Source organism: Leucobacter chromiisoli (assembly GCF_016522505.1).
Taxonomy (GTDB): Bacteria; Actinomycetota; Actinomycetes; order Actinomycetales; family Microbacteriaceae; genus Leucobacter; species Leucobacter chromiisoli.
Window position 1 is genome coordinate 36,699 of sequence record NZ_JAEHOH010000021.1, and the last position, 23,665, is coordinate 60,363.

Below are 23,665 nucleotides of genomic sequence, written 5' to 3' on the forward strand. Positions count from 1 at the left end.
GGCCGAGGCATCTCCTCTGCCTTCTTCGATGTCAGGGAGTGCACGAAACATGAGCAAGAGACCATCCAGCGTGGTGAGACGGTGGGGCGCCATAGTGGCGTCCGCCGCCGTCGTCGCCACGTCGTTGGTGACCGTCGGGGCGGCGGCCACGCCTGCAGAGGCCGCGCCGTTCGCCTGCGATGCGAACACCATCTACACGCAGAACGCCTCGGGGGAGATCCGGTCGGTGGATGTCTCGCCGAACGGCTCCGGCCTCGGAGACGTGCACGCCTCCGGCCAGCGCGCCAACGCCCTCGGCATCTCGGCCGACGGGAACATGGCCTATACGCTCGACAACTCCAACGGCAGCGGGGGCGCGAACAAGCAGATCGCGATCTACAACGGCGCCACCGAGCAGACCGAGACGAAGGCACTGGGAGACCCGAGCGTCCCCGGTGTCCTGATCCGAGGCGCCGTCAGCCCCGAGACGGGGATCTACTACTACTCGGGGAGCTCCGCGAACTCCTACCTCGGCGCCTACGATCCGGCGACCGGCTCGGCCATCGGGCAGGTCGGCGTACTGGCGACCGGCATCGACGGCAACGGGGACTTCGCCTTCGGCGCGAACGGCGAGCTGTACGTTCTCGCGGACCGGGACATCTTCGTCGTGCAGCCGAACAACGTTCCCACGACCCCGGGCTCCGGCGACATCCCGCTCACGCACGTCACGCGACTGCCCGCGGGAACGCAGGGCAACGGCATCGCGTTCGGCGCCAACGGCAAGCTCTTCGTGTCGCAGAGCGGCTCCATCAGCGAGGTGGATCTCGCGACCGGACAGATGCTGCGCACGATCGCCACGCGCGGCTTCTCGAACACCGACATGTCGAGCTGCTCGTTCCCGAACACCATCTCCCTGCAGAAGGACATCGTCGACCGATTCGAGAGCGGCGACCAGTTCACCCTCGACATCGACGGGGACACGATCGACGACGACCGCTCGGCGACGACCACCGGCGCGATGACGGGCCTGCAGCCGGTCATCGCCGGCCCGGTGTTCGTGGAGGCCGGCGAGACCTACACCGTCTCCGAGACGGCGGCCGGAGGAGCCGACCTGGCCGACTACGATTCGTCCATCTCCTGCGTCGACTCCGGCGGAGCCCCGGTGGCGACGACCGGCAGCGGCCCCTCGTGGGACGTCGTGTTCCCGACGAGCGATCGGGGTGAGAACGTGATCTGCACGATCACGAACGACGCGCACGAGGCGGCGGTTCCCGGGCTGGATCTGCGGAAGACCTCGGATCCCGCGAACGGATCGTCGGTCGAAGCCGGCGACACCATCACCTACACGGTCGAGGCGGAGAACACGGGCAACACCGCGCTCGACCCCGTCGAGATCGCGGACGATCTCTCGCAGGTCTTCGACAGCGCCACCTATCGGGGCGATGTCACCACGGCGATCGACGGCACGGAGGAGACCGCGAACCCCGCGACGATCACGGGCGACGACCTCGCGTGGACGGGCGCGCTCCAGCCGGGGCAGACCGTCACGATCACCTATTCGGTCTCCGTGAACGAGGGGGTCGCGGGCGCATCCATCGAGAACCGGGTCACCGCCTCGGGCACCCCGCCGGGCCCCGGTGAGCCGGTCGTGCCTCCCGCCGTGACCACGGAGCATCCCGTGGCCGGCTTCGAGATCGCCAAGTCGGCCGATCCTGCTTCGGGCACCGTCCTCGAGCCGGGCGACACCGTCACCTACACGGTCACCGGCACGAACACCGGAGCCACGCTGCTCGACCCCGCGAGCATCGTCGACGACCTCTCCGGCGTCCTGGCGCACGCGGCCTACAACGGAGACGCGACCGCGACGAGCGGCGAGGTATCCGTGTCCGGGAGCGCGCTGAGCTGGACGGGCGCCCTCGCCGCGGGCGAGACCGTCGAGATCACCTACTCGGCGACGGTCGCGAAGGACGCCTCGAGCGTCGCGATCAACAACTCCGCATCCGGATCGGCGACGCCCCAGACGCCCGACCCGAATAACCCGGGCGGCCCGACGATCCCCGGCGCACCCATCGTGCCGGCCCCCGTCGAGACCTCCCATCCGGTCCTCGCCTCCGGCTTCGCGGTCGCCAAGAGCGCGGATCCCGCTTCGGGGACCGCCGTGGATCCGGGCGACACCGTCACCTACACGGTGACCGGTGAGAACACGGGCGACACCCTGCTCGACCCGGCGACCATCACCGACAGCCTCGCCGCGGTGCTCGACGTCGCCGACTACAACGGCGACGCCTCGGCCACGAGCGGAACGGTATCCGTGGACGGCGACGAGCTGACCTGGAGCGGCTCGCTCCCCGCCGGCGAGCGCGTCGAGATCACGTACTCCGTGACGGTCAAGGGCGATGCGGGCGGAGCGCTGCTCTCGAACACCGCGAGCGGCGAGGGCACCCCTCGGATCCCTGAGGACCCGAGCGACCCCGAGAGCCCGACCACCCCAGGCGAGACGATCGCTCCCCCTCCGGCGGAGACGGAGCACCCGGTGAACGCCCCCGGGTTCGAGCTCAGCAAGTCCGTCGATCCCGTCTCGGGAACCGCCGTGGATACCGGAGCGGTGCTGACCTACACGCTCGTGGGCGCGAACACGGGTGAGACCGCGCTCGATCCCGTGACGATCGTCGACGACCTCTCCGACGTGCTCGCGCACGCGGCCTACAACGGCGACGTCTCCGCCTCGGTGAACGGCGAACCCGCCGCGTCTCCGGAGGTCTCCGGGACGCAGCTCAGCTGGAGCGGTGCGCTGGACGCCGGCGAGACGGTGACGATCACCTACTCCGTGACCGTGGGATCCGACGCCGCGGGCGAGAGCATCCTCAACGCCGCGACGGCTGAGGCGACCCCGCCCGGCGGTGAGACGATCGTCCCGCCGCCCGTGGAGACGGACAATCCGGTCAACGTGCCCGGATTCTCCGTTTCGAAGAGCGCCGACCCCGAGACGGGCAGCGCCGTGGACCCGGGCGACGTCGTCACCTACACAGTGACCGGCGTGAACACCGGTGAGACCGTGCTCGATCCCGTCTCGATCGTCGACGACCTCTCCGGAGTCCTGGCGCACGCCGCCTACAACGGCGACGCGTCCGCCTCGACGGGAGCGGTCGCGCTGGACGACGAGGAGCTGGTGTGGAGCGGGAGCCTCGGAGTCGGCGAGCGCGTCATCATCACCTACTCGGTGACCGTGCACGGAGACGCCGGCGGCGAGACCCTTCGGAACGAGGCGGCCGGCTCCGCCACGCCACCCGGGGACGCGCCTCCGATCGAGACGCCCCCCTCGACGACGGAGCACCCGGTCAACGAACCCGGCTTCGAGATCCTCAAGACCGCGGCCCCCGGAGCGGGGACGGCCGTGGACCCCGGCGGCGTCGTCAGCTACACGCTGACGGGCGTGAACACCGGTGAGACCGTGCTCGATCCCGTCTCGATCGTCGACGACCTGTCGGGCGTGCTCGCGCACGCCGCCTACAACGGCGACGTCGCCGCCTCCAGCGGAGCGGTCGCGGTCGAGGGCGAGAAGCTGTCGTGGACGGGCGGGCTCGGGATCGGCGAGCGGGTCATCATCACGTACTCCGTGACGGTGAACGGCGACGCGGGCGGGGCGACCCTCGTCAACACCGCGGGCGGCTCTGCGACGCCGCCCGGGGGAAGCACCCTGACGCCGCCCCCCGTGGAGACGGAGCATCCGGTGAACGAGCCGGGCTTCGAGTTCACGAAGACGGCCGACCCGAGCTCGGGCACGTCCGTCGCCGCCGGCGGCATCGTGACCTACACGCTGACGGGCGTCAACACCGGTGCAACGGATCTGGAGCGCGTCGAGATCGTCGACGACCTCAGCCGGGTCCTGCAGCACGCCGCATACCGAGGAGACGCGGTCGCGCACATCGGCGATCGCGAGGCGGATGCGCCTTCGGTGGAGGGCAGCCGGCTCAGCTGGAGCGGGCCGCTCGCCAGTGGCGAGACCGTCACCGTCACCTACTCGGTTCGCGTGAACGACGACGCCGCGGGGCAGACGATGGTCAACCGCGCGAGCGCCTCGGCGACGCCTCCGGGAGGGGTGACGATCACTCCGCCGGAGACGTCGACGGAGCATCCGGTGAAGACCCAGCTGGCCGTCACGGGTGAGCGGGCGGTGCCCTGGCTCGCCGGGCTGGGCGCGCTTCTCCTCGCGGGCGGAGGGGTGCTGCTGGTGACGCGTCGTCGAGACTCGGCCCTCTAGGCGGGCTGAGAGCGTAGTCTCCCGCGGGAAAGAGGTCCGGGCATCGAATGCGTCGCATCCGATGCCCGGACCTCTTCTACACTGATGAGGAGCCGCTCGGGCGGCTCGACCCGGATGACAGGGGCGATCCGAGGAGGAAGTTCGGGGAATGGCGATCGAGGGGGTCCCCCGGATACCGTCGTGGGTGCTGTCGAGACATCGATTGAGCTCTCGCTTCGACGGCGCCGAGCCGATCATCGTCGCCCGCGCCCCGGCCGGGTACGGGAAGACCGTGGCCATGGCCCAGTGGGCCTCGACCACCGCGACGAGCGGCGTCTGGGTGCGGATCCGGGACCGGGAGATGGAATCCGCCGAGTTCGTCGAACTCCTCGCCGACGAGATGCGGGCCGCCGGCCTCCTCGAGGACGGGAACCCGCTGCGGCTGGCCTCCGAGGCGATGGCGGGCGGAGCGGATCCCTGGCAGCTGCTGCGGCGGGGGCTGCGCGGCGTTCCCGGCCCCCTGGCCCTCGCGGTCGACGGCATCGACGGTCTCCGCCGATCGACGCAGCTGGCTCTCGTCGACGCCGTCCGCGACCTCAGCACGCTGGAGCTCCGCGCGACCGCGCGCAAGCGCACGGTCCTCGACGAGCCGGCTCTGGCGCTGGACATGGAGCTGGCGACGCTGGAGGCCCCCGATCTGGCGCTCACCGCCGAGGAGGCGGCGCGGATCATGGCCGTGGACCCCCACTCCGACCTCGTGAACGAGGTGATGGCGCACGGAGGGGCTCCGCTCTTCGCGAAGCTTCTGGCCACGTCGCTCGGCGAGGCCGCGCAGCCCGCTCTGTCGGGCCGCACCCTCCCCGATCTCGTGGACTCGTTCATCCGGCTGCAACTGGAGTCCTCACCGGTGGATGAACCGTTCCTCCGCTTCGTGACGGCGACCTCGATCGCCGAGGCGATGGACCCGGATCTCGCAGCCCGGCTTCTGCGGATCGCGACCCGGAGGCCGGCGGGCGAAGCGAAGGCGGACGCCTCGGAGGAGCGCGCATCCGCACGGGCGCTCCTGGACCGCGCAGAGGCCGAGGGCCTCGGGCTCTGGAGCCCGGATGCGACCGGGGCCGCGACGTTCACCTACACCCCGCTCATCCGGGAGGCGTTCGAGCGACGACTGCGCGCGGAGCAGCCCCGGGAAGTGCCCGAGCTGGTCGGCGCCGTGGCCCGGTGGGAGCTGCGAGCGGGGCATCCGTTCTCCGCCCTCCGCCAGGCCGTCGAGTTCCACGACTGGACCTTCGCGTCCCGCGTCGTAAGGATGCACTGGAACGACCTGCTGCGGAATCACGGCCCGCAGCTGCGAGAGCTCTTCCGCGGCACTCCGCTCTCGGTGCTCCGCACCCATCCCTTCCTCACGATGCTGCTCGCCCTCGAGTACAACCGCACCGGGCGGAGCCGCCTGAGGGCGCTGGAGTACTTCGCCCTCGCGCGCTACGCCGCCCGGAAGCAGCGCGCCTCCGCGAGTCGGGCGGACCGGGCGGTGCTGCGTGCGATCGAGACGGCCTCCCTCAGGGTGAGCGGTCGGTTCGACGCAGCGCTGGGACCCGCGGTGGAGGGCTACGAGACGCTGCTCGCGATGAGTCCCTCCGACCGGGACGACCTGGGTCGGACGGAACCCACGCTGCTGAACCAGTACGGCACCACCTTCGTCTATGCGGGTCTCGACGAAGAGGCCCTCGCCGCCTTCTCCCGGTCGACCGCGGTGGGCGAGGCGCGAGGTCTCACGGGCGGCCTGCAGGGACTCGCGCTCTCCGCCGGCACCCTCGCGATCGCCGGAGACGGGCCCGAGGCGCGAGCGCTGCTGGAGCAGGCCAGCCGCCTCGAATGGCCGGACGGCTGGTTGACCGGGTACATGGGCAGCTTCATCCCTCTCGCGGAGGCGATGCTGGCGCTCGAGGCCTTCGACGCCGATGCGGCCGAGCGTCACCTCCGCTCGCTCGATCCCCACCGCGAAACGATCGAGCACTGGCCCCTGCTCGCGCACGCCGACGCGCTCGTGTCGCTCCTGCGCGGTGAGGTCGACCAGGCGCGCTTCCGGCTCCAGGCGGAGATCACCAGCCAGAACCGCCGCCGTGCGGTCGCACCGGAGACGCTCGCGCGCCTCGGTCGGACCTCCTCGCTGATCGAACTGGCGGCGGGGAACCCCCACGCGGCCGAGAAAGCGCTCGGGAAGCGGCAGTCCGCGGGCGGGGCAGTCGGCCGCGCCCGGATCAGTCTCGTCCGAGACAGGCCGGAAGAGGCCTTGCGGCTGCTCCTCGCCGCCGAGCGCCATCCCGCCCGGGCCCGGCCCTCGTCCCGTCGGATCGCCGAGGACCTGGCGCTCCGCGCGGGAGCGATGGCGCTGCTCGGGAACGAGGAACGCGCGGTGACGGCCACGCGCGCGGCGTTCGAGTTCCTGCGGGAGCGTCGGCAGGGGATGGCGCTGGCGATGGTGCCGCCGAAGGCCCTCGACGCCGTGTTCTCGCTGGTGGAGCGAGCCGGGCTCGCGGTGCACGACGCGCATCTCTCGCGCGGCCGGGTGCCCGGGATCATCGCCTCGACACGTCCGAAGTCGGCGTTCACTCCGCGCGAACTCGCCCTCATCGAGACGCTGCCGCGAACCCGGACCAACACCGAGCTCGCGCAGGCGCTCTCCATCTCCCTCAACACCGTCAAGACCCAGCTTCGCGGGCTCTACCGGAAGCTGGGTGTCGGGACGCGGGCGGAGGCTCTTGCCGCCCTCGCCGCGATGGGGTTCACGAGCGCCGATCCGGACGATATCCCTGCGCGTCTCGAGGAACCGTTCGAGTGAGCGCCGGGCCGATGAACCGCACGGCCGCGAGCGCGACCAGAGCGAGGACTCCGGCCGACATGTAGAGGGCGAGGTAGTTGTCGGCGCCCGTCGAGAGGGGGTCGGGCCCGGACGAGGAGAGCATCGCGACCGCGATGCCGGGCGCGACGGCCTGGGGGAGCGTCTCGGCGACGTTCAGCAGTCCCAGATACGTTCCGGCCCTGCCATCGGGGATCGTGCGGAGAGCGAGCGCGAGATCGACGGCGAAGTAGACCCCCATGGCGATTCCTCCGACGGCTGCGGCGAGCCAGAGCTGCGGTTCCCCGGACGCCGTGGCGCGCAGCATGCCGGCGAAGGCCAGACCCGCTCCCGACACGACCAGATAGGGGCCGTAGCGTCCTCGCCGCCCCGCCGCGAACCCCGCCGTCACCGCCGCCAGGACGATCCCCGTCCCACCCAGCAGGGTGGCCGCCGCGACCACCGGTGAGGCGGCTTCGGGTGACAGGCGTAAACGGGCCATCACGAAGTAGAGGGTGAAGGACGTCGCCAGGGAGAACGCCAGCTGCATGAGCAGGCGCTGCCCCCAGATCCAGACGAATGCGCGGTTGCGGAGGATCTCGCGCAGCTGACGCGCGCCCTCCCGTGAGAACGGCGGAGGAGTCGAGAGTCGAGGCGCAGGGTCGGAGATCACCGCGCAGCAGATCGTCGCGACGATGACGGCGGCAGACGGCATCGCGAGGATCAGGACGTCGAGCCGGGAGGGGACCATCGCGGCCAGCGCAAGCGGCGGGAGCGTCCCGAGGAACGCGGCGGCGCCGAACACCCCGGAGGCCGAGGCGCGCGTCCGCTCCTCCACCTGATCCCCGACGAAACCGGCGACGGCGGCGAGCGTGGCGTTGTATCCGGCCTGCGCGACCACCCAGGCCGCCGCGAGCTCCGCCACCGATGCGGCGTTCAGCAGCGCCGCGCTCGCTCCCCATCCTGCGAGGACCCCGCCGAGGAGCCACGGGCGCCGCCTGCCGAATCGGCTCCGGGTCCAGTCGGAGGCGATACCGAACACGGGATTCGCGAGGACGGCCGTCAGCGCCCCGCATGTGACGACGAAGGCCAGAGACGATGTCCGCTGACTCTCGGGAACGAGTCGCCCCACCAGCATCGGGAGACCGGTGATCGCGGGCGCCGTCAGCGAGCCGAGCGCCACGAGATTGACGGCGGCGAAGATCAGCACCCTCCGCACGCCGCCCCCGACCTCCCCCAGCGGCTCCCGGACATCGACGAGCCGTGCTCCTCAGCTTAGTCAAGGACCGAGCCTGCAGCGGCCCCGATGCGGTCATCGGGCGCGACTCCGGATCGCCCCTCCTGCTTCGGCGCCCTCGACGAGCGGACCTCCGAGGAGTTCGCGACTGTACCCAGCGGGCGCCGTTTCTTCAACCCTCTGAGCAGTCGGGCCGGGACCAGCCAGACTGAGGGCGAGCGGGTCGGACGGCCCGCCCCGCGCACCGCGGGACGCACCGAGGAGGAGCCATGGAATCGACACCGGACACATTCTCCGACGCCGGGGACGCGGACGCCGTGCGACCGCTTCGCGACGGCGACGCCACGGCGCCGGCGGACCCGGCGGCCGATCCGGCCCAGACCGAATGGGACCGGACGGAGGCGCTCGACAGCGCCGCGGCGGAGAACGACCCCGATCCGTCGATCGGCGACGACCCCGTCGGGACACCCGGCGGCGATCCCGAGATCCCCGCCGAGGACCTGCCCGATTCGGAGCTGCAGCCCGAGAGTCAGGGCGAGGATCCGCTGGTCGCCGAACTCGGGGAAGAGGGCGAGGGGGATCTCGCCCCCGAGGACCTCTGAGCGTCTCGGAGCTACGTCCGATCCGGCAGGGCCCGCTCGATCGCCGAGATCACGGCCGGATCGTCGGGGCGCGTGGCCGGACGGAAGCGCGTCACCCCGCCGTCGGGTGCGACGAGGAACTTCTCGAAGTTCCACTTCACCTTCCCCGCCCGCCCCGCCGCATCGGGCACGCGGCGGAGCTGCGCGTAGAGCGGATGCTTGTGCCTGCCGTTCACCTTCGTCTTCTCCATGAGGGGGAAGGTGACGCCGTAGGTCGTCGAGCAGAACTCCTTGATCCGCTCGGCGCTGCCCGGCTCCTGACCCATGAACTGGTTGCACGGGAAGCCGAGCACCGTGAAGCCGCGGTCGCCGTAGCGGCGCTGCAGCTCCTCCAGCTGCTCGTACTGGGGTGTGAGGCCGCATTTGGACGCGACGTTGACGACGAGCACCGCCTGATCGGCATAGGCGGCGAGCGAGGTCGCCTCCCCGTCGATCGTGGTCAGCGGGATCCTGCGGAGAGCTGCTGTATCGAGGCGCATGGCAGCATCGTACGCGCTGCAGCTCCGCCGAGGGCGGAGGTGGGGGAGGCGCGGCGGATCCGGATCAGAGCAGGTGCCCGCCGCCCGTGAGGCGCATGCGGTTCACGAGGTTCTTCACGTCCTGCGCGCGGCTCTTCGACGTGACGAGGAGCACGTCGGCGGTGTCGACCACCACGACGTCCTCCATGCCCACCAGGGCGACGAGGCGGTCGCTCTCCGACACGACGATGCCGCTCGAGGCGTCGGACAGCACCTGGGCGCCGTCGCCGAGCACGGCGAGGTCGCTCGAGCGGCCGCGGGTGAGCAGGTTCGCGACGGAGGCGAAGTCTCCGACGTCGTCCCAGTCGAAGTGCGCCGCGACGCACACCATCTTGCCGGCAGCGGCGGCCGGTTCGGCCACGGTGTAGTCGATCGCGATCTTCGGCAGCGCCGGCCACAGGCGCTCCCGCACCTGCGCGCCGCGGTCCGTGTCCCACGCATCCGCGATCTCGCGCAGCGAGCGCACCAGCTCGGGCTCCGCCAGCGCCATCTGGTCGAGCAGCACCGTGGCCTTCGCGATGAACATGCCGGCGTTCCAGAGATAGCTGCCGCGGAGCAGGTAGTCGGTCGCCGTCGCCTCGTCGGGCTTCTCCACGAACTCGGTGACCTCGTACACGTCGAAGGGCGCCAGGTCGCCGCGGGCCGAGCCGCAGGCGATGTAGCCGAAGCCGGTCGCCGGATGCGACGGATGGATCCCGATGGTGGCGATGTACCCCTGGTCAGCGGCCTGCACCGCGGTCGAGACGGCGCGCTGGAACAGCACGTCGCCCCGGATCACATGGTCGGCGGCGAAGGATCCGATGATCGCGTCGGGATCCCGGGTCTCGAGGATGGCCGCGGCGAGACCGATGGCCGCCGACGAGTCCTTCGGCTCGCTCTCGGTGATCAGGTTCTGCGCCAGGAGCTCCGGCAGCTGCTCGGTCACGGAGGCGCGATGCGCATTGCCCGTGACGACCATCACGCGCTCGGCGGGAGTGACGGGGGAGAGCCGATCCCAGGTCGCCCGCAGCAGGGAGTCGCCGCTGCCCGTGAGGTCGAGCAGGAACTTCGGGGCGTTCGCGCGGGAGAGCGGCCAGAGCCGGGAGCCGACGCCTCCCGCGGGGATCACGCAGGTGAGGCGCTCGAGAGCCGGAGTGCGGGCCGGTGAGAGGGCCTCGGAAGCAGCGGTCATGGGCACCAGCCTAACGATCGGATGTCGCTTGGTGGGAAATGCGGCGCGGCCCGGCCTCTGCGGACGGGAGCACCCGGGAAAGGTGCCATAATGGGGTCGCGGCAGATTCCCAGCTACGAGGCTGTCCGCGCACTCCTGCGCGGAACGCCTCGCACCGGAACCTGCGGCGTCGGCCGCCGGGGAGCCTGCCCGGTGGCGCAGGATCTTGAGGAGGATGCACGTGTCAGCCCAAACGGCAGCCGCCGCGCCAGCGGTCAAGAAGCGCAAGACGCCGGGTGGCACGCTCTACCGCGGCAACGAGGGCATGTGGTCGTGGGTGCTGCACCGCATCACGGGCGTCGCGATCTTCTTCTTCCTGCTCGTGCACGTGCTCGACACGGCGCTGATCCGCGTCAGCCCCGAGGCGTACAACGCCGTCATCGGCACCTACCAGACCCCGATCATGGGTCTCGGCGAGGTCGGCCTGGTCGGCGCCATCGTCTTCCACGCCTTCAACGGGATCCGCGTGATCCTGGTCGACTACTGGAGCCAGGGTGCCAAGCACCAGCGCGCGATGTTCTGGACCGTCGTCGTGCTCTGGGTGATCGTGATGCTGGCCTTCACGCCGCGTCACCTGATGAACGTCTTCGGGCACTGAGACGAGGGTGGAGCAGAACATGACCATGACGATCGAATCCCCGCGCTCGCAGACCCCCGCCAAGAAGCGCACCAACTGGGAGAAGTGGGGCTGGATCTACATGCGCGCCTCCGGCGTGCTGCTGGTGGTGCTGATCTTCGGCCACCTCTTCTCGAACCTGATGGTGGGCGACGGCGTCGCCGCCATCGACTTCGGTTTCGTCGGCGGCAAGCTCGCGAACCCCTTCTGGCAGGTCTGGGACGTGCTGCTGCTGTGGCTGGCCCTGATCCACGGCACGAACGGCATGCGCACGATCGTGAACGACTACGTCTCGCGCCCCGGGCTCGCCAAGGCCCTGAAGGTCGCCCTCTTCCTCGCCGCGGCCCTGCTGATCGTGCTGGGCACGCTCGTGGTGTTCACGTTCGACCCCTGCCCCGCCGGCGCGGATCCCGAGCTGCTCGCCTCGTTCTGCACGGCGTCCTAAAGACTTCACCGAAACCGATACGGAGATCAGAATCTCGTGACTAGCAACACCCACCAGGGCGAGGAAGTGACCGTCAAGGACGGTGTCACCTACCACCAGTTCGACGTCGTGATCGTCGGCGCCGGCGGCGCGGGCATGCGCGCCGCCATCGAGGCCGGCCCCAAGGCGAAGACCGCGGTCATCACGAAGCTCTACCCGACCCGCTCGCACACGGGCGCGGCCCAGGGCGGCATGGCGGCGGCCCTCGCGAACGTCGAGGACGACAACTGGGAGTGGCACACCTTCGACACGGTCAAGGGCGGCGACTACCTCGTCGACCAGGACGCTGCCGAGATCCTCGCCAAGGAGGCGATCGACGCGGTCATCGACCTCGAGAACATGGGCCTGCCCTTCAACCGCACGCCCGAGGGCAAGATCGACCAGCGCCGCTTCGGCGGGCACACGCGCGACCACGGCAAGGCGCCCGTGCGCCGCGCCTGCTACGCGGCAGACCGCACGGGTCACATGATCCTGCAGACGCTGTTCCAGAACTGCGTGAAGCTGGGCGTCAACTTCTTCAACGAGTTCTACGTGCTCGACCTCGTCATGACGGGCGAGGGCAAGGACCGCAGGCCCGCCGGCGTGGTGGCCTACGAGCTCGCGACGGGCGAGCTGCACGTCTTCCAGGCGAAGTCCGTCGTCTTCGCGACCGGCGGCTTCGGCAAGATCTTCAAGACCACCTCGAACGCGCACACCCTCACCGGAGACGGCGTCGGCATCGTCTGGCGCAAGGGGCTGCCGCTCGAGGACATGGAGTTCTACCAGTTCCACCCCACGGGCCTCGCCGGCCTGGGCATCCTCCTGACCGAGGGCGCCCGAGGCGAAGGCGCCATCCTCCGCAACGCGAGCGGCGAGCGCTTCATGGAGCGCTATGCGCCGACCATCAAGGACCTCGCCCCGCGAGACATCGTGGCCCGCTGCATGGTGCAGGAGGTCCTCGACGGGCGCGGCGCCGGCCCCCACAAGGACTACGTCTACCTCGACTGCACCCACCTGGGCGCCGAGGTGCTCGAGACCAAGCTGCCCGACATCACCGAGTTCGCGCGCACCTACCTGGGCGTCGACCCCGTCACCGAGCCGGTCCCGGTGTTCCCGACGGCCCACTACGCGATGGGCGGCATCCCGACGAACGTCGACGCCGAGGTGCTGATGGACAACGACACCGTCGTGCCCGGCCTCTTCGCGGCGGGCGAGTGCGCCTGCGTCTCGGTGCACGGCTCGAACCGCCTCGGCACGAACTCGCTGCTCGACATCAACGTCTTCGGCAAGCGATCGGGCAACCGCGCCGCCGACTACGCGAACGGCGCCTCCTTCGTCGAGCTCCCGGAGGATCCCGCACGGGAGATCCGCGACCTCGTCGACCGCTTCCGCACGGGCACCGGCACCGAGCGCGTCGCCGACCTCCGCAAGGAACTGCAGGAGACGATGGACCGCGGTGCTCAGGTGTTCCGCACCGAGGAGTCGCTGACCGAGGTGCTCGGCGTGATCCACGACCTGCGCCTGCGCTACAACAACGTCGGCGTGCAGGATCGCGGCAAGCGCTACAACACCGACCTGCTCGAGGCCATCGAGCTCGGCTTCCTGCTCGACCTCGCCGAGGTGCTCGTCTTCGCCGCTCGCAACCGCAAGGAGAGCCGCGGCGGGCACATGCGCGACGACTACCCCAAGCGCGACGACGAGAACTACATGAAGCACACCATGGCGTACCTCTCCGGCGATCCGCACTCCGCGGATCCGGAAGACCACATTCGCCTGGACTGGAAGCCGGTGGTCGTCACGAACTACCAGCCGATGGAGAGGAAGTACTAGGACGATGAGCACCGCAACCGCCGAAGCCGCGGCTCCCGTCGAGGACGCCCCCCAGCCGTTCAACGTCACCCTGCTGATCCGGCGCTACAACCCCGAGGTGAAGGACGAGGCGTACTGGGAGGACTTCGACGTCCCCATGTACCCGACCGACCGCATCCTCGACGCGCTGCACAAGATCAAGTGGGATCAGGACGGCACGCTCTCGTTCCGCCGCTCATGCGCGCACGGCATCTGCGGATCCGATGCGATGCGCATCAACGGCCGCAACCGGCTCGCGTGCAAGACCCTGATCAAGGATCTCGACATCTCCAAGCCGATCTACGTCGAGGCGATCAAGGGGCTGCCCCTCGAGAAGGACCTCATCGTCGACATGGAGCCGTTCTTCGCCTCCTATCGCGAGGTGCAGCCGTTCCTCGTCGCGAGCTCGGCCCCCGAGCCCGGCAAGGAGCGCATCCAGGACATCGCCGCGCGCGAGCGCTTCGACGACACGACCAAGTGCATCCTCTGCGCCGCGTGCACCTCGTCCTGCCCCGTCTTCTGGACCGACGGCCAGTACTTCGGCCCGGCCGCGATCGTCAACGCGCACCGCTTCATCTTCGACTCGCGCGACGACAACGCGCAGGTGCGCCTCGACATCCTGAACGACACCGAGGGCGTCTGGCGCTGCCGCACCACCTTCAACTGCACGGACGCCTGCCCGCGCGGCATCCAGGTCACGAAGGCGATCGCCGAGGTCAAGGCGGCCATCCGCACCGGCAAGACCTCCTAGCCGGCGCTCGTCCGCCGCGAGTTCCGATGACGAAGCCCCGGGATCCCGACGCTCACGCGAGCGCGGATCCCGGGGCTTCGTCGTCCCGGGCCTCCCGTCGCCGCCTGCTCGACGCCCGCCCACCGCGGAGCGAGGCGGAGATCGGCCGCACGCGCGAACTCATCGCCGAGGGGCGGCAGCGGTGGCAGTGGGCGCGGCGCACCCGCGTGTGGCGTACCGTGTCCCGCTTCACCCAGGTGGGCGGCGGCGTGCTCTCCGCGGGGATGAGCTATCAGGCGCTGTTCGCGGTGTTCGCCGGGCTGTGGCTCGGATTCAGCGTGCTCGGCATCTGGCTGCGCGGGCGCACCGAGCTGCTCGACACCCTGGTCCAGCAGCTCAACCTGCTCGTGCCCGGCCTCATCGGCGACGACGGCAGCAGCCTCGTCTCGCTCCACAGCCTGCTGAACGCGCCCGCGGTGAGCATCGGCAGCGTCGTCGCCGGTGCATCGCTCGCGTTCGTCGCGGTGCTGTGGTTCACGGGGACGCGGCGGGCGATCCGGATCATCTTCGGGCTCGAGGTCAAGGAGTACCGCAACTGGTTCCTCCTGAAGATGCGCGACCTCGTGCTCGCGGTGTGCTTCTCGCTCGCGATCCTCGTCTCCGCAGGCCTCACGGTCGTGAGCTCCAACCTCTTCGACGTTCTGCTCGACTGGCTGGCCTGGGATCCCGACAGCTGGATCGTCGGCGGACTCGGCACGTTCGCGCGCTACGCCGCGATGTACGTCTTCGACGCGGTCGTGCTCATGGCGATGTTCCGCTTCCTCGCGGAGATCCGGGTGCCCCGCGCGCACCTGCTCATCGGCTGCGCGCTGGGGGCGGGAGTCACCTTCCTGCTGAAGATCGCCGGTGCCGCGGCGCTCGGCGGGGCGTCGAGCAACCCGCTGCTCGCGTCCTTCGCGGTCTTCGTCGGTCTGCTGCTGTGGTTCAACTTCATCTGCCGCGCGCTGCTGCTGACCGCGTCGTGGATCGCCACGGGGGAGGACGCCGAGCTGGGGCGGCCCGAGGCGCCGGTGTAGCATTCCCGCTATGGGAGTCTCGACGACCGGCTCCGAGGGGGCGCGCTCGCTGATCGCTGACCTCCGCGCAGCGGTCGACGGCGAGGTCGACGCGTCCTCGCGGCGCAGAGCCGAGTACTCGAGCGACGCGTCCAACTACCGCGTCGTCCCGGAGGTCGTCGTCTTCCCGCGCGACGCCGACGACGCCGTCGCCGTCGTCGAGCTCGCGCTCGCGACGGGAACGCCGCTCACCAGCAGGGGCGCGGGGACGTCGGTGGCGGGCAACGCCGTCGGTCCCGGCATCGTGATGGACTTCTCGCGCCACATGCACCGCATCCTGGAACTCGATCCCGAGGCGCGGACCGCGGTGGTCGAACCGGGAGCCGTGATGGGCGCCCTCCAGCGGGCCGCGCGACCCCACGGGCTGCGGTTCGGGCCGGATCCCTCCACCTGGGCCCGCTGCACGATCGGGGGGATGATCGGCAACAACGCCTGCGGCTCGCACTCGCTCTCCTTCGGGCGGACGGTCGACAACGTGCTCGACCTCGACGTCGTCGACGGCCGCGGGCGTCGTTTCCGCGGCTCGGCGGGCATCGACGCCGTCGAGGGGCTCGAGGAACTCGTGCGCGCCGACCTCGCGACGATCCGCACCGAGCTCGGCCGCTTCGGCCGGCAGGTGTCGGGGTACTCGCTCGAGCACCTCCTGCCGGAGCATCGGGGGGATCTGACGAAGGCGCTCGTCGGCACCGAGGGAACCTGCGTCGTGGCCTTGGAGGCGACCGTGAGCCTCGTGGAGTCGCCGTTCGACCCCGTGCTCCTCGTGCTCGGGTACCCGAGCATGATCGACGCCGCCGACGCCGTGCCCGCCCTCCTGGCGCATCGCCCGGGGGCGATCGAGGGCCTCGACGCCCGCCTCGTGGACACGGTCAGGCGCCGGCACGGAGCGGGCTCCGTCGCCGCGCTGCCCGACGGGGCGGGGTGGCTGCTCGTCGAGCTGTCGGGCGAGGACCGGCGCGCGACGATGGAGCGCGCCGAGCGGGTGTTCCGGGACTCCGGCGCGGTCGGCTCCCGCGTCTTCCCCGACGCGCGGAGCGCCAGGCCGATCTGGCGCATCCGCGAGGACGGCGTGGGCCTCGCGGGGAGGACGCCCGAGGGGAAGCAGGCCTGGCCGGGGTTCGAGGATGCGGCTGTCCCCGCCGAGCGGCTCGGGGCCTACCTGCGCGATCTCGACGAGCTGCTCGTGCAGCACGGAGTGACCGGCATGCCCTACGGCCACTTCGGCGACGGCTGCATCCACCTGCGCCTCGATCTCCCCCTGGAGAAGGACGGTGCGGCGCTGCGCGCCTTCATGGAGGACGGCGCCCGCCTCGTCGCCGCCCACGGCGGTTCGATCTCGGGGGAGCACGGCGACGGTCGGGCCCGGAGCGAGCTGCTCTCACACATGTACTCCTCCGACGCCCTCCGCGCGTTCGCCGGCTTCAAGGGCCTCTTCGATCCGCGGAACCTCCTGAACCCGGGGGTGATCGTCGACCCCGCCCCGCTGGACCTGCAGCTGCGGCGGCCCGCGGCCCTGCCGATGCCGACGCCTGGGGGGTTCTCGTTCTCGCACGACGACGGCGACTTCACGCGCGCGGTGCACCGCTGCGTCGGCGTCGGGAAGTGCCGGGTCGCGGATCCCGCGGTGGGAGGCTTCATGTGCCCCTCCTACCGCGCCACGGCGGACGAGAAGGACTCGACACGGGGGCGCGCGCGGGTGCTGCAGGAGATGGCGAACGGTTCGCTGGTCGTCGACGGCTGGCGCTCGCAGGAGGTCGAGGAGTCGCTCGACCTCTGCCTCTCGTGCAAGGCGTGCTCGAGCGACTGCCCGGCCGGAGTGGACATGGCGACCTACAAGGCCGAGACGCTGTACCGGAGATACCGCGGCAGACTCCGCCCCGTCAACCACTACGTGCTGGGGTGGCTGCCCCGCTGGACGAGACTGGCGGCGCCGTTCGCGGGACTCGTGAACGCGGCCATGCGCATAGGTCCGCTGCGCCGGATCGCCCTGCCGCTCGGAGGAATGGACGCCAGGCGCGAGGTGCCGCGCTTCGCCGAGCGGACCTTCACCGCCGAGCGCGGGCGCGGCATGCGAGCCGCGCCCGAGTCGCGAGGCGCCCGGACCGCGGTCGCGGGCGCCTCGCCTCGCCCGCGCGTCCTGCTCTGGACGGACACGTTCAGCGACCACTTCTCCCCGCCCATCGCGCACGCGGCGGTGAGCGTGCTCGAGGCGTGCGGCTTCGAGGTGCTCACGCCGCAGCGCTCCGTCTGCTGCGGTCTCACCTGGATCAGCACCGGGCAGCTCGACGGCGCCCGCGCCCGGCTGGGAAGGCTGCTCGACGAGCTCCACCCCTACGTCGATGCGGGGATCCCCGTCATGGGGCTCGAGCCGTCGTGCACGGCGGTGCTGCGGTCGGACCTGCCCGAGCTCTTCCCCGACGATCCCCGCGCCGCAGGGCTCGCCGCGAGGACCCTCACGCTGGCCGAGCTGCTGAGCGCGCACGCGCCCGCCCATCCGCGGACGTGGGCCGCCGGGTCGCTCGCGGGCTGGCGCATCGTCGTCCAGCCGCACTGCCACCAGTACGCGGTGATGGGCTACGGGGCCGACGCGGAGCTGCTGCGCGAGCTGGGCGCGGAGGTGCGGACCCTGGGCGGGTGCTGCGGTCTGGCCGGCAACTTCGGGATGGAGCGCGGGCACTACGAGGTTTCGGTCGCCGTCGCGGAGCAGCAGCTGCTCCCGGCGCTGCGGGAGCTCGAGGAGGGCGACGTGTTCCTCGCCGACGGCTTCTCGTGCCGCACGCAGGCCGGCCAGCTGGCGGGCGCGGAGGGCGTCCACCTCGCCGAGCTGCTCGCCGCGACGCTGCGCTGAGGCGGGCTCGCGGCGGGCCGCCTCCAGCGGGGGATCTGCCGTCAGCGGAACCGAAAAGGCGACCCGGGTTCCGCTGGAGGCATATCCGCCGCTGGGGAGCCGCGTTCAGGCGGGACGCTCGTGCGCGGCGAGCAGGATCCGCTCGGACGCGACGAGGTAGTCCTCGAGCGCGGAGGCGGCCGCGTCGGGCTCCCCCGCCTCGAGGCGGTGCAGGATCTCCGCGTTGCGGTCGAGGAAGGGCGCGTACAGGCGGGCGGGGTCGTCGACCAGGCCGAAGGAGAGCCGCAGCTCGGCCGCGAGCTGCCGGTAGAGGTGGGCGAGCCTGGGGCTGTCGGTGAGCGACACGACGGCCGCGTGGAAGGCGAGGTTCGAGCTCCCGACCCCGCGCCAGTCGCCGCGCTCGCGGGCTCCGGTGGCCGACTCCACGGCGTCGCGCATCAGCGCCACGGCCGGGTGCGAGGGGGAGGCCTCGCGCACCGCCTGGCACTCGACGAGTCGGCGGACGCGGAAGAGGTCGACGATCGAGGCCGCGGTCGGGATCGCCACGAGGGCGCCGCGATGGGGGATCTGCGAGATCAGACCCTCCTGGCTGAGCATGCGGAACGCCTCGCGCAGCGTGTTGCGCGAGACGTCGAGCCGGGCCGCGAGCTCGGCCTCGCGCAGACGGTCTCCCGGGGCGAGCGCGCCGTCGGCGATGAGCTCCCGGAGCGCGTCCGCCGACCGCTGCGCCCTCGAGCCGGCGGATCCGGGCTCCGGGGCGGCCGTGGGAGAGGGCATACGGGCGATTGTAGTGCCCGGGCGCGAGCGGGCGTGCCCGCGATCCTCCTCGTCCGATTTCCCCGGATCCAAATTGTTCAACAAAGCGCTTCACTTTGCTCAACAGGACGTGTATTCTCGAGAGCAGTTCATCCGCGCTTATGGCAGGTGTTCGGCGGTGTGATGGGCGATCCCGCCTCGGCGCCGACGGCCCGGCGCGGGGCATCGAGACGAAGCTGGCAAGGAAGCGGGGAAGCACATGCGCATCGACCTCAACAGCGATCTGGGCGAGCACTACGGCGCGTGGCGCATGGGCGACGACGAGACCATGCTCGGCATCGTCACCAGCGCCAACGTGGCCTGCGGCTTCCACGCCGGCGACCCGCTGGCCATCAGGGGCACGCTCCGATCCGCCGCCGAGCAGGGCGTCTCGGTCGGCGCCCACGTCGGCTACCCCGACCTCGTCGGCTTCGGCCGTCGCCCGCTGAACCCCACGAACGCCGAGCTCGAGGCCGACGTGCTCTACCAGATCGGCGCGCTGCGATCCCTCGCCCGCGCCGAGGGCACGGAGGTGCGCTACGTGAAGCCGCACGGCGCGCTCTACAACACGATCGCCCACGACGAGCGGCAGGCGGCGGCGGTCATCGCGGCGATGCGGGCCGAGGGATCGGGCCTGCCGCTCGTCTGCCTGGCGGGCACCCCCATCGTCGCCCAGGCCGAGGCCGCGGGGCTCACGGTGGTGCTCGAGGCCTTCGCCGACCGCGCCTACGAGCCGAACGGCGCCCTGGTCTCGCGGCGGGAGCCGGGCTCCGTGCTGCACGACCCCGCGGAGGTCGCCGAGCGGATGCTGCGCCTCGTGCAGGAGGGCCGGATCACCGCCCGGGACGGCAGCGACGTCGAGGTGCGCGCGCAGTCCATCTGCGTGCACGGAGACAGCGCCGGCGCCGTGCAGATGGCGGTCGCAGTGCGGGATCGCCTGCGGGGCGCCGGCGTCGAGCTCGCGGCATTCGCGGGCGCCCGGTGACCGGAGCCGGGCCGGCCGCCTCCCGCGGTGCGCTGCGGACGCCCCGGCTGCGCGCCTCGGGCGACGAGTCGGTGCTGCTCGACTGCGGCAGCCTCGAGGGCGCCCTCGGCGTGCTGGAGGCGCTCGACTCCGCCCGGGCGGCCGGCGCACTCGACGTGGTCGAGCTCGTGCCGGCCGCCGAGACCGTGCTCGTGCGCGGGGGCGAAGCGCGCGACCCGCGGGTCTTCGCGGCGCGGCTGAGCGGCCTCCTCGCCGGTGCCGGCGGCGGCGCGGGCCGGGCCGCCGAGGCGCCGGGCACGGTGATCCCCGTGCGCTACGACGGGGCGGATCTCGCCGAGGTCGCCGAGCTGACCGGCATGAGCGTCGATCAGGTGATCGAGCGCCACACGGCCGCGGAGTACACGGTCGCCTTCACCGGCTTCGCGCCGGGCTTCGCCTATCTCTCGGGGGGCGATCCCGCGCTCGCGGTGCCGCGCCGGCCGTCTCCGCGGCCGCGGATCCCGGCGGGCGCCGTCGCCATCGCCGGCCGGTTCTCTGGGGTGTACCCGCGGCCCAGCCCGGGCGGCTGGCAGCTGCTCGGCCGCACCGACTACCCGATGTGGGATCTCGGCCGCGAGCAGCCCGCCGCACTGATCCCGGGCGGGCGCGTGCGCTTCGCAGCGACGCGGGAGGAGGCGCGCGCGGCCGATCCCCGCGCGACGGGCGCCCGGAGCGTCGGCGACCCCGGCCCGGCCCGGCCCGACGACGGCGCGTCGGGCGCCTCCGAACCTCGCTCGGAGAGCGCGCCGGGCCTCGCCTCCCCGCCCGCGCTGATCGTGCGGGATCCCGGGCTGCAGACCCTCGTCCAGGACGCCGGCCGCCCCGGCCTCGCCGAGCTCGGCGTGAGCGCCTCGGGCGCGGCCGATCGCGGTGCGCTCGTGCGCGCCAACCGCCTCGTCGGCAACGCCCCGGGCGCCGCGGTGCTCGAGCTCGGGCACGGCGCCTTCGCCGCGGAGGCGGCAACCGTCTCGGTGATCGCGCTCGCGGGCGCCCCGCGCGCGGGCCGCATCGCGGGACCGTTCGGGGTCCGGAGCGTCGCCGCGGACCGCGCCTTCCGCATCGATCCCGGGGAGCGGCTCGAGCTCGGCCCGCCCGAGCGGGGCCTGCGCACCGTGCTCGCCATCCGCGGCGGCGTGCTCGCGCCGCTCACCCTGGGCAGCGCCTCGCGCGACACCCTGGCCGGGCTCGGCCCCGATCCGCTGGCCGAGGGCGCCGAGGTCCGCGCGGCGGAGGGGGCCGCGTCCGCGGTCGTCGGCGCGGTGGGCGAACCCGAGCCGCAGGGCGAGCCGCTGCCCGCGCCGGGCGAGACCTCCGTGCTCGAGGTCGTCCCCGGCCCGCGCGACGACTGGTTCGACGAGGCCGGCATGACCCGCCTCTGGGAGAACGAGTGGCGGGTGAGCCCGCGCAGCGACCGGGTCGGCCTCCGCCTCGAGGGGAGTCCCCTGACCCGCGCCGAGGGGTTCCGCGAGCTCGAGCTGCCGAGCGAGGGCCTCGTCACCGGATCGATCCAGGTGCCGCCCGACGGGCAGCCCGTGCTGTTCCTCGCGGACCGTCCCCTCACCGGCGGCTATCCCGTCGTCGGCGTCGTCCGCGAGCGCGACCTCGACCTCGCCGCCCAGCTGCCGCCCGGAGCGCTCGTCCGCTTCCGCCGCGCGGATCGCGCGCCCGCGGCCGAGGCCCGGAGCGCGGCGGATCGCGCACCCGCAGACCCACCCGAAGCGCCCGCACGGCCCACCCCCGAGGAGACCCGACCATGACCCACAGCAGCGCGAGCGAGATCGGCGCCGTCCTGATCGCCAACCGCGGCGAGATCGCGGTGCGCGTGGTGCGCGCCGCGCGCGAGGCCGGCATGCGGTCGATCGCCGTGTACGCGGATCAGGACGCCGACGCCCTGCACGTGCGCCTCGCCGACGAGGCCTACGCCCTCGAGGGGACGACGCCCGCCGAGAGCTACCTCGACATCGCCAAGCTGCTCGCCGCCGCCGAGCGCTCGGGCGCCGACGCGGTGCACCCGGGGTACGGCTTCCTCTCCGAGAGCGCCGCATTCGCGCGGGCGGTGGGCGAGGCCGGCCTCACCTGGATCGGCCCCGACCCCGAGACCATCGAGCTGCTGGGCGACAAGGCCAGGGCCCGCGCGCTCGCCCAGCAGGTCGGCGCGCCGCTCGTGCCGGGAACCAACGAGCCCGTGGCGGATGCCGCGGAGGTGATCGCGTTCGCCGACGTGCACGGCCTGCCCGTCGCCATCAAGGCGGTGCACGGGGGCGGCGGCCGCGGCATGCGGGTGGTGCGGGAGCGGGATCGGATCGCCGAGGCCTACGAGTCGGCGGTGCGCGAGGCGCGGACCGCCTTCGGCCAGGGCGACTGCCTGGTCGAGCGCTTCCTCGAGCGGCCGCGCCACATCGAGGCGCAGGTGCTGGGAGACCGGCACGGCCGCGTCGCGGTGCTCGGCACGCGCGACTGCTCGCTGCAGCGCCGCAACCAGAAGCTGGTCGAGGAGGCCCCCGCCCCGTTCCTCCCGGACGAGCTGCGGGAGCGCATCCATCGCGCTGCCGCCGACATCTGCGCCGCGGCCGGCTACGTCGGTGCCGGCACCGTCGAGTTCCTGCTCGGCGCCGACGGCACCCTGTCGTTCCTCGAGGTCAACACCCGTCTGCAGGTCGAGCACCCGGTGACGGAGATGGTCACCGGCATCGACCTGGTGCAGGAGCAGTTCCGCGTCGCCGCGGGCGAGCCCATGGACGTGCCGGCCGAGATCCCGGCCTTCGGGCACGCGTTCGAGTTCCGCATCAACGCCGAGGATCCGGCGCTCGGGTTCCTGCCGACGCCCGGCGCGCTCACCCGGTTCGATCCCCCCTCGGGGCAGGGGGTGCGTCTCGACGCGGGCTTCACGGCCGGGCAGACCGTGCCGGGAACCTTCGACTCCCTGCTCGCGAAGCTCGTCGTGTGGGGGCGGGATCGCGATGAGGCGCTGGCCCGGTCGCGCCGCGCGCTCGGGGAGTTCGCCGTCGAGGGCGTCGCCACCGTGCTGCCGTTCCACCGCTTCGTGGTCGCGGATCCGGCGTTCACCGCCGTCGGCGGCCCCGGAGGGGCGTCGGGGTTCGGCGTGCATACGCGCTGGATCGAGGAGGAGTGCACGGCCGACTTCGCGGCGGCCGAGGCGGTGCCGGAGCCGGCTGCCGCCCGGCTGGTCCGCGTGCCGATCGAGCTCGACGGGCGCAGGGCCGTGCTCGGGCTGCCCGGGTCGCTGCTCGCGACGCTCGGGACCGCCGGGGCCTCAGGCGCCGCGGACGCTGCGGGTGCGGAGGGCGATGAGCTCGGGGGCGATCGGGACGCGGCCGCGGATCCCGGCGCGGTGCTCGCCCCGTTCACCGGCACGCTGAGCGCCTGGAAGGTCGACGCGGGTGCCTGGGTCGACGAGGGGGAGACGGTCGCGATCGTCGAGGCGATGAAGATGGAGGTCCCCGTGCGGGCGCCGCGCGCGGGAGTGCTGCGCCGGAGCGCCGAGGCGGGCGAGACGGTCGCCGCCCGGGCGCTCATCGGTTCGATCGAGGCCTGAGGGCGGGCG

The 23,665-nt window shown here is 72.1% G+C and carries 16 protein-coding genes; 12 read left to right on the forward strand and 4 right to left on the reverse strand.

All coding sequences use genetic code 11. From position 1 onward, the window contains the following. The first annotated feature begins 49 nt into the window (after positions 1-49). Together JD276_RS13780 and JD276_RS13785 are read left to right on the forward strand one after the other, a co-directional pair. Positions 50-4,240 carry an isopeptide-forming domain-containing fimbrial protein gene (locus tag JD276_RS13780; protein WP_200116240.1) on the forward strand — a complete coding sequence of 1,397 codons (4,191 nt, stop codon included), beginning with the start codon at positions 50-52 and terminating at the stop codon, positions 4,238-4,240. A 202-nt stretch (positions 4,241-4,442) separates the two neighbouring features. Further along, on the forward strand, positions 4,443-7,061 hold the full coding sequence (locus JD276_RS13785) for a LuxR C-terminal-related transcriptional regulator (RefSeq protein ID WP_200116241.1): 2,619 nt from the start codon (positions 4,443-4,445) through the stop codon (positions 7,059-7,061). Here JD276_RS13785 and JD276_RS13790 read toward each other — a convergent pair. After that, positions 7,006-8,277, reverse strand: coding sequence for an MFS transporter (locus tag JD276_RS13790; RefSeq protein ID WP_200116242.1), 1,272 nt, complete (start codon positions 8,275-8,277; stop codon positions 7,006-7,008). The two genes, JD276_RS13785 and JD276_RS13790, sit on opposite strands and share 56 nt — an antisense overlap. A 287-nt stretch (positions 8,278-8,564) precedes the next feature. Here JD276_RS13790 and JD276_RS13795 point away from each other — a divergent pair, with 287 nt between their 5' ends. Then, a complete protein-coding gene (locus JD276_RS13795) occupies positions 8,565-8,897 on the forward strand; it encodes a sugar ABC transporter ATPase (RefSeq protein WP_200116243.1) in 333 nt (110 codons plus the stop codon). Positions 8,898-8,908: 11 nt separating this feature from the next. Here the strand turns inward: JD276_RS13795 and JD276_RS13800 are convergent, their stop codons facing one another. Together JD276_RS13800 and JD276_RS13805 are read right to left on the reverse strand one after the other, a co-directional pair. Further along, positions 8,909-9,415, reverse strand: a complete 507-nt coding sequence (locus tag JD276_RS13800) for a glutathione peroxidase (protein WP_200116244.1) — start codon at positions 9,413-9,415, stop codon at positions 8,909-8,911. Positions 9,416-9,479: 64 nt separating this feature from the next. Then, the gene (locus JD276_RS13805) at positions 9,480-10,625 is read right to left on the reverse strand and encodes a mannose-1-phosphate guanylyltransferase (RefSeq protein WP_200116245.1); all 1,146 of its coding nucleotides are present in this window, start codon (positions 10,623-10,625) and stop codon (positions 9,480-9,482) included. A gap of 214 nt (positions 10,626-10,839) precedes the next feature. Here JD276_RS13805 and sdhC point away from each other — a divergent pair, with 214 nt between their 5' ends. Genes sdhC through JD276_RS13835 form a run of 6 tightly spaced genes read left to right on the forward strand, consistent with a single transcriptional unit; the run spans position 10,840 to position 18,281 of the window. Then, positions 10,840-11,262: a succinate dehydrogenase, cytochrome b556 subunit gene (sdhC, locus tag JD276_RS13810; RefSeq protein ID WP_200116246.1), complete on the forward strand. Its 423-nt coding sequence runs from the start codon at positions 10,840-10,842 to the stop codon at positions 11,260-11,262. A 19-nt stretch (positions 11,263-11,281) separates the two neighbouring features. Beyond that, the gene (locus tag JD276_RS13815; protein ID WP_200116247.1) at positions 11,282-11,725 is read left to right on the forward strand and encodes a succinate dehydrogenase hydrophobic membrane anchor subunit; all 444 of its coding nucleotides are present in this window, start codon (positions 11,282-11,284) and stop codon (positions 11,723-11,725) included. A gap of 36 nt (positions 11,726-11,761) precedes the next feature. Further along, positions 11,762-13,573, forward strand: coding sequence for a succinate dehydrogenase flavoprotein subunit (gene sdhA, locus JD276_RS13820; protein WP_200116248.1), 1,812 nt, complete (start codon positions 11,762-11,764; stop codon positions 13,571-13,573). A gap of 4 nt (positions 13,574-13,577) precedes the next feature. Beyond that, on the forward strand, positions 13,578-14,342 hold the full coding sequence (locus JD276_RS13825; protein WP_200116249.1) for a succinate dehydrogenase iron-sulfur subunit: 765 nt from the start codon (positions 13,578-13,580) through the stop codon (positions 14,340-14,342). Positions 14,343-14,368: 26 nt separating this feature from the next. Further along, on the forward strand, positions 14,369-15,397 hold the full coding sequence (locus tag JD276_RS13830) for a YihY/virulence factor BrkB family protein (protein ID WP_200116250.1): 1,029 nt from the start codon (positions 14,369-14,371) through the stop codon (positions 15,395-15,397). Between the two features lie 10 nt (positions 15,398-15,407). Next, positions 15,408-18,281 carry an FAD-binding and (Fe-S)-binding domain-containing protein gene (locus tag JD276_RS13835; RefSeq protein ID WP_200116251.1) on the forward strand — a complete coding sequence of 958 codons (2,874 nt, stop codon included), beginning with the start codon at positions 15,408-15,410 and terminating at the stop codon, positions 18,279-18,281. Between the two features lie 105 nt (positions 18,282-18,386). Here JD276_RS13835 and JD276_RS13840 read toward each other — a convergent pair whose 3' ends face one another. Next, positions 18,387-19,058: a GntR family transcriptional regulator gene (locus JD276_RS13840; protein ID WP_200116252.1), complete on the reverse strand. Its 672-nt coding sequence runs from the start codon at positions 19,056-19,058 to the stop codon at positions 18,387-18,389. Between the two features lie 238 nt (positions 19,059-19,296). Here JD276_RS13840 and JD276_RS13845 point away from each other — a divergent pair, with 238 nt between their 5' ends. Genes JD276_RS13845 through JD276_RS13855 form a run of 3 tightly spaced genes read left to right on the forward strand, consistent with a single transcriptional unit; the run spans position 19,297 to position 23,656 of the window. Further along, entirely contained in the window at positions 19,297-20,061 is a 765-nt protein-coding gene (locus JD276_RS13845) for a LamB/YcsF family protein (protein WP_200116253.1), read from the forward strand. Next, the gene (locus tag JD276_RS13850) at positions 20,058-21,857 is read left to right on the forward strand and encodes a 5-oxoprolinase subunit B/C family protein (RefSeq protein WP_200116254.1); all 1,800 of its coding nucleotides are present in this window, start codon (positions 20,058-20,060) and stop codon (positions 21,855-21,857) included. The genes JD276_RS13845 and JD276_RS13850 overlap by 4 nt, the downstream gene beginning before the upstream one ends. After that, entirely contained in the window at positions 21,854-23,656 is a 1,803-nt protein-coding gene (locus tag JD276_RS13855; protein ID WP_200116255.1) for an acetyl/propionyl/methylcrotonyl-CoA carboxylase subunit alpha, read from the forward strand. The genes JD276_RS13850 and JD276_RS13855 overlap by 4 nt, the downstream gene beginning before the upstream one ends. Positions 23,657-23,665: the final 9 nt, after the last annotated feature.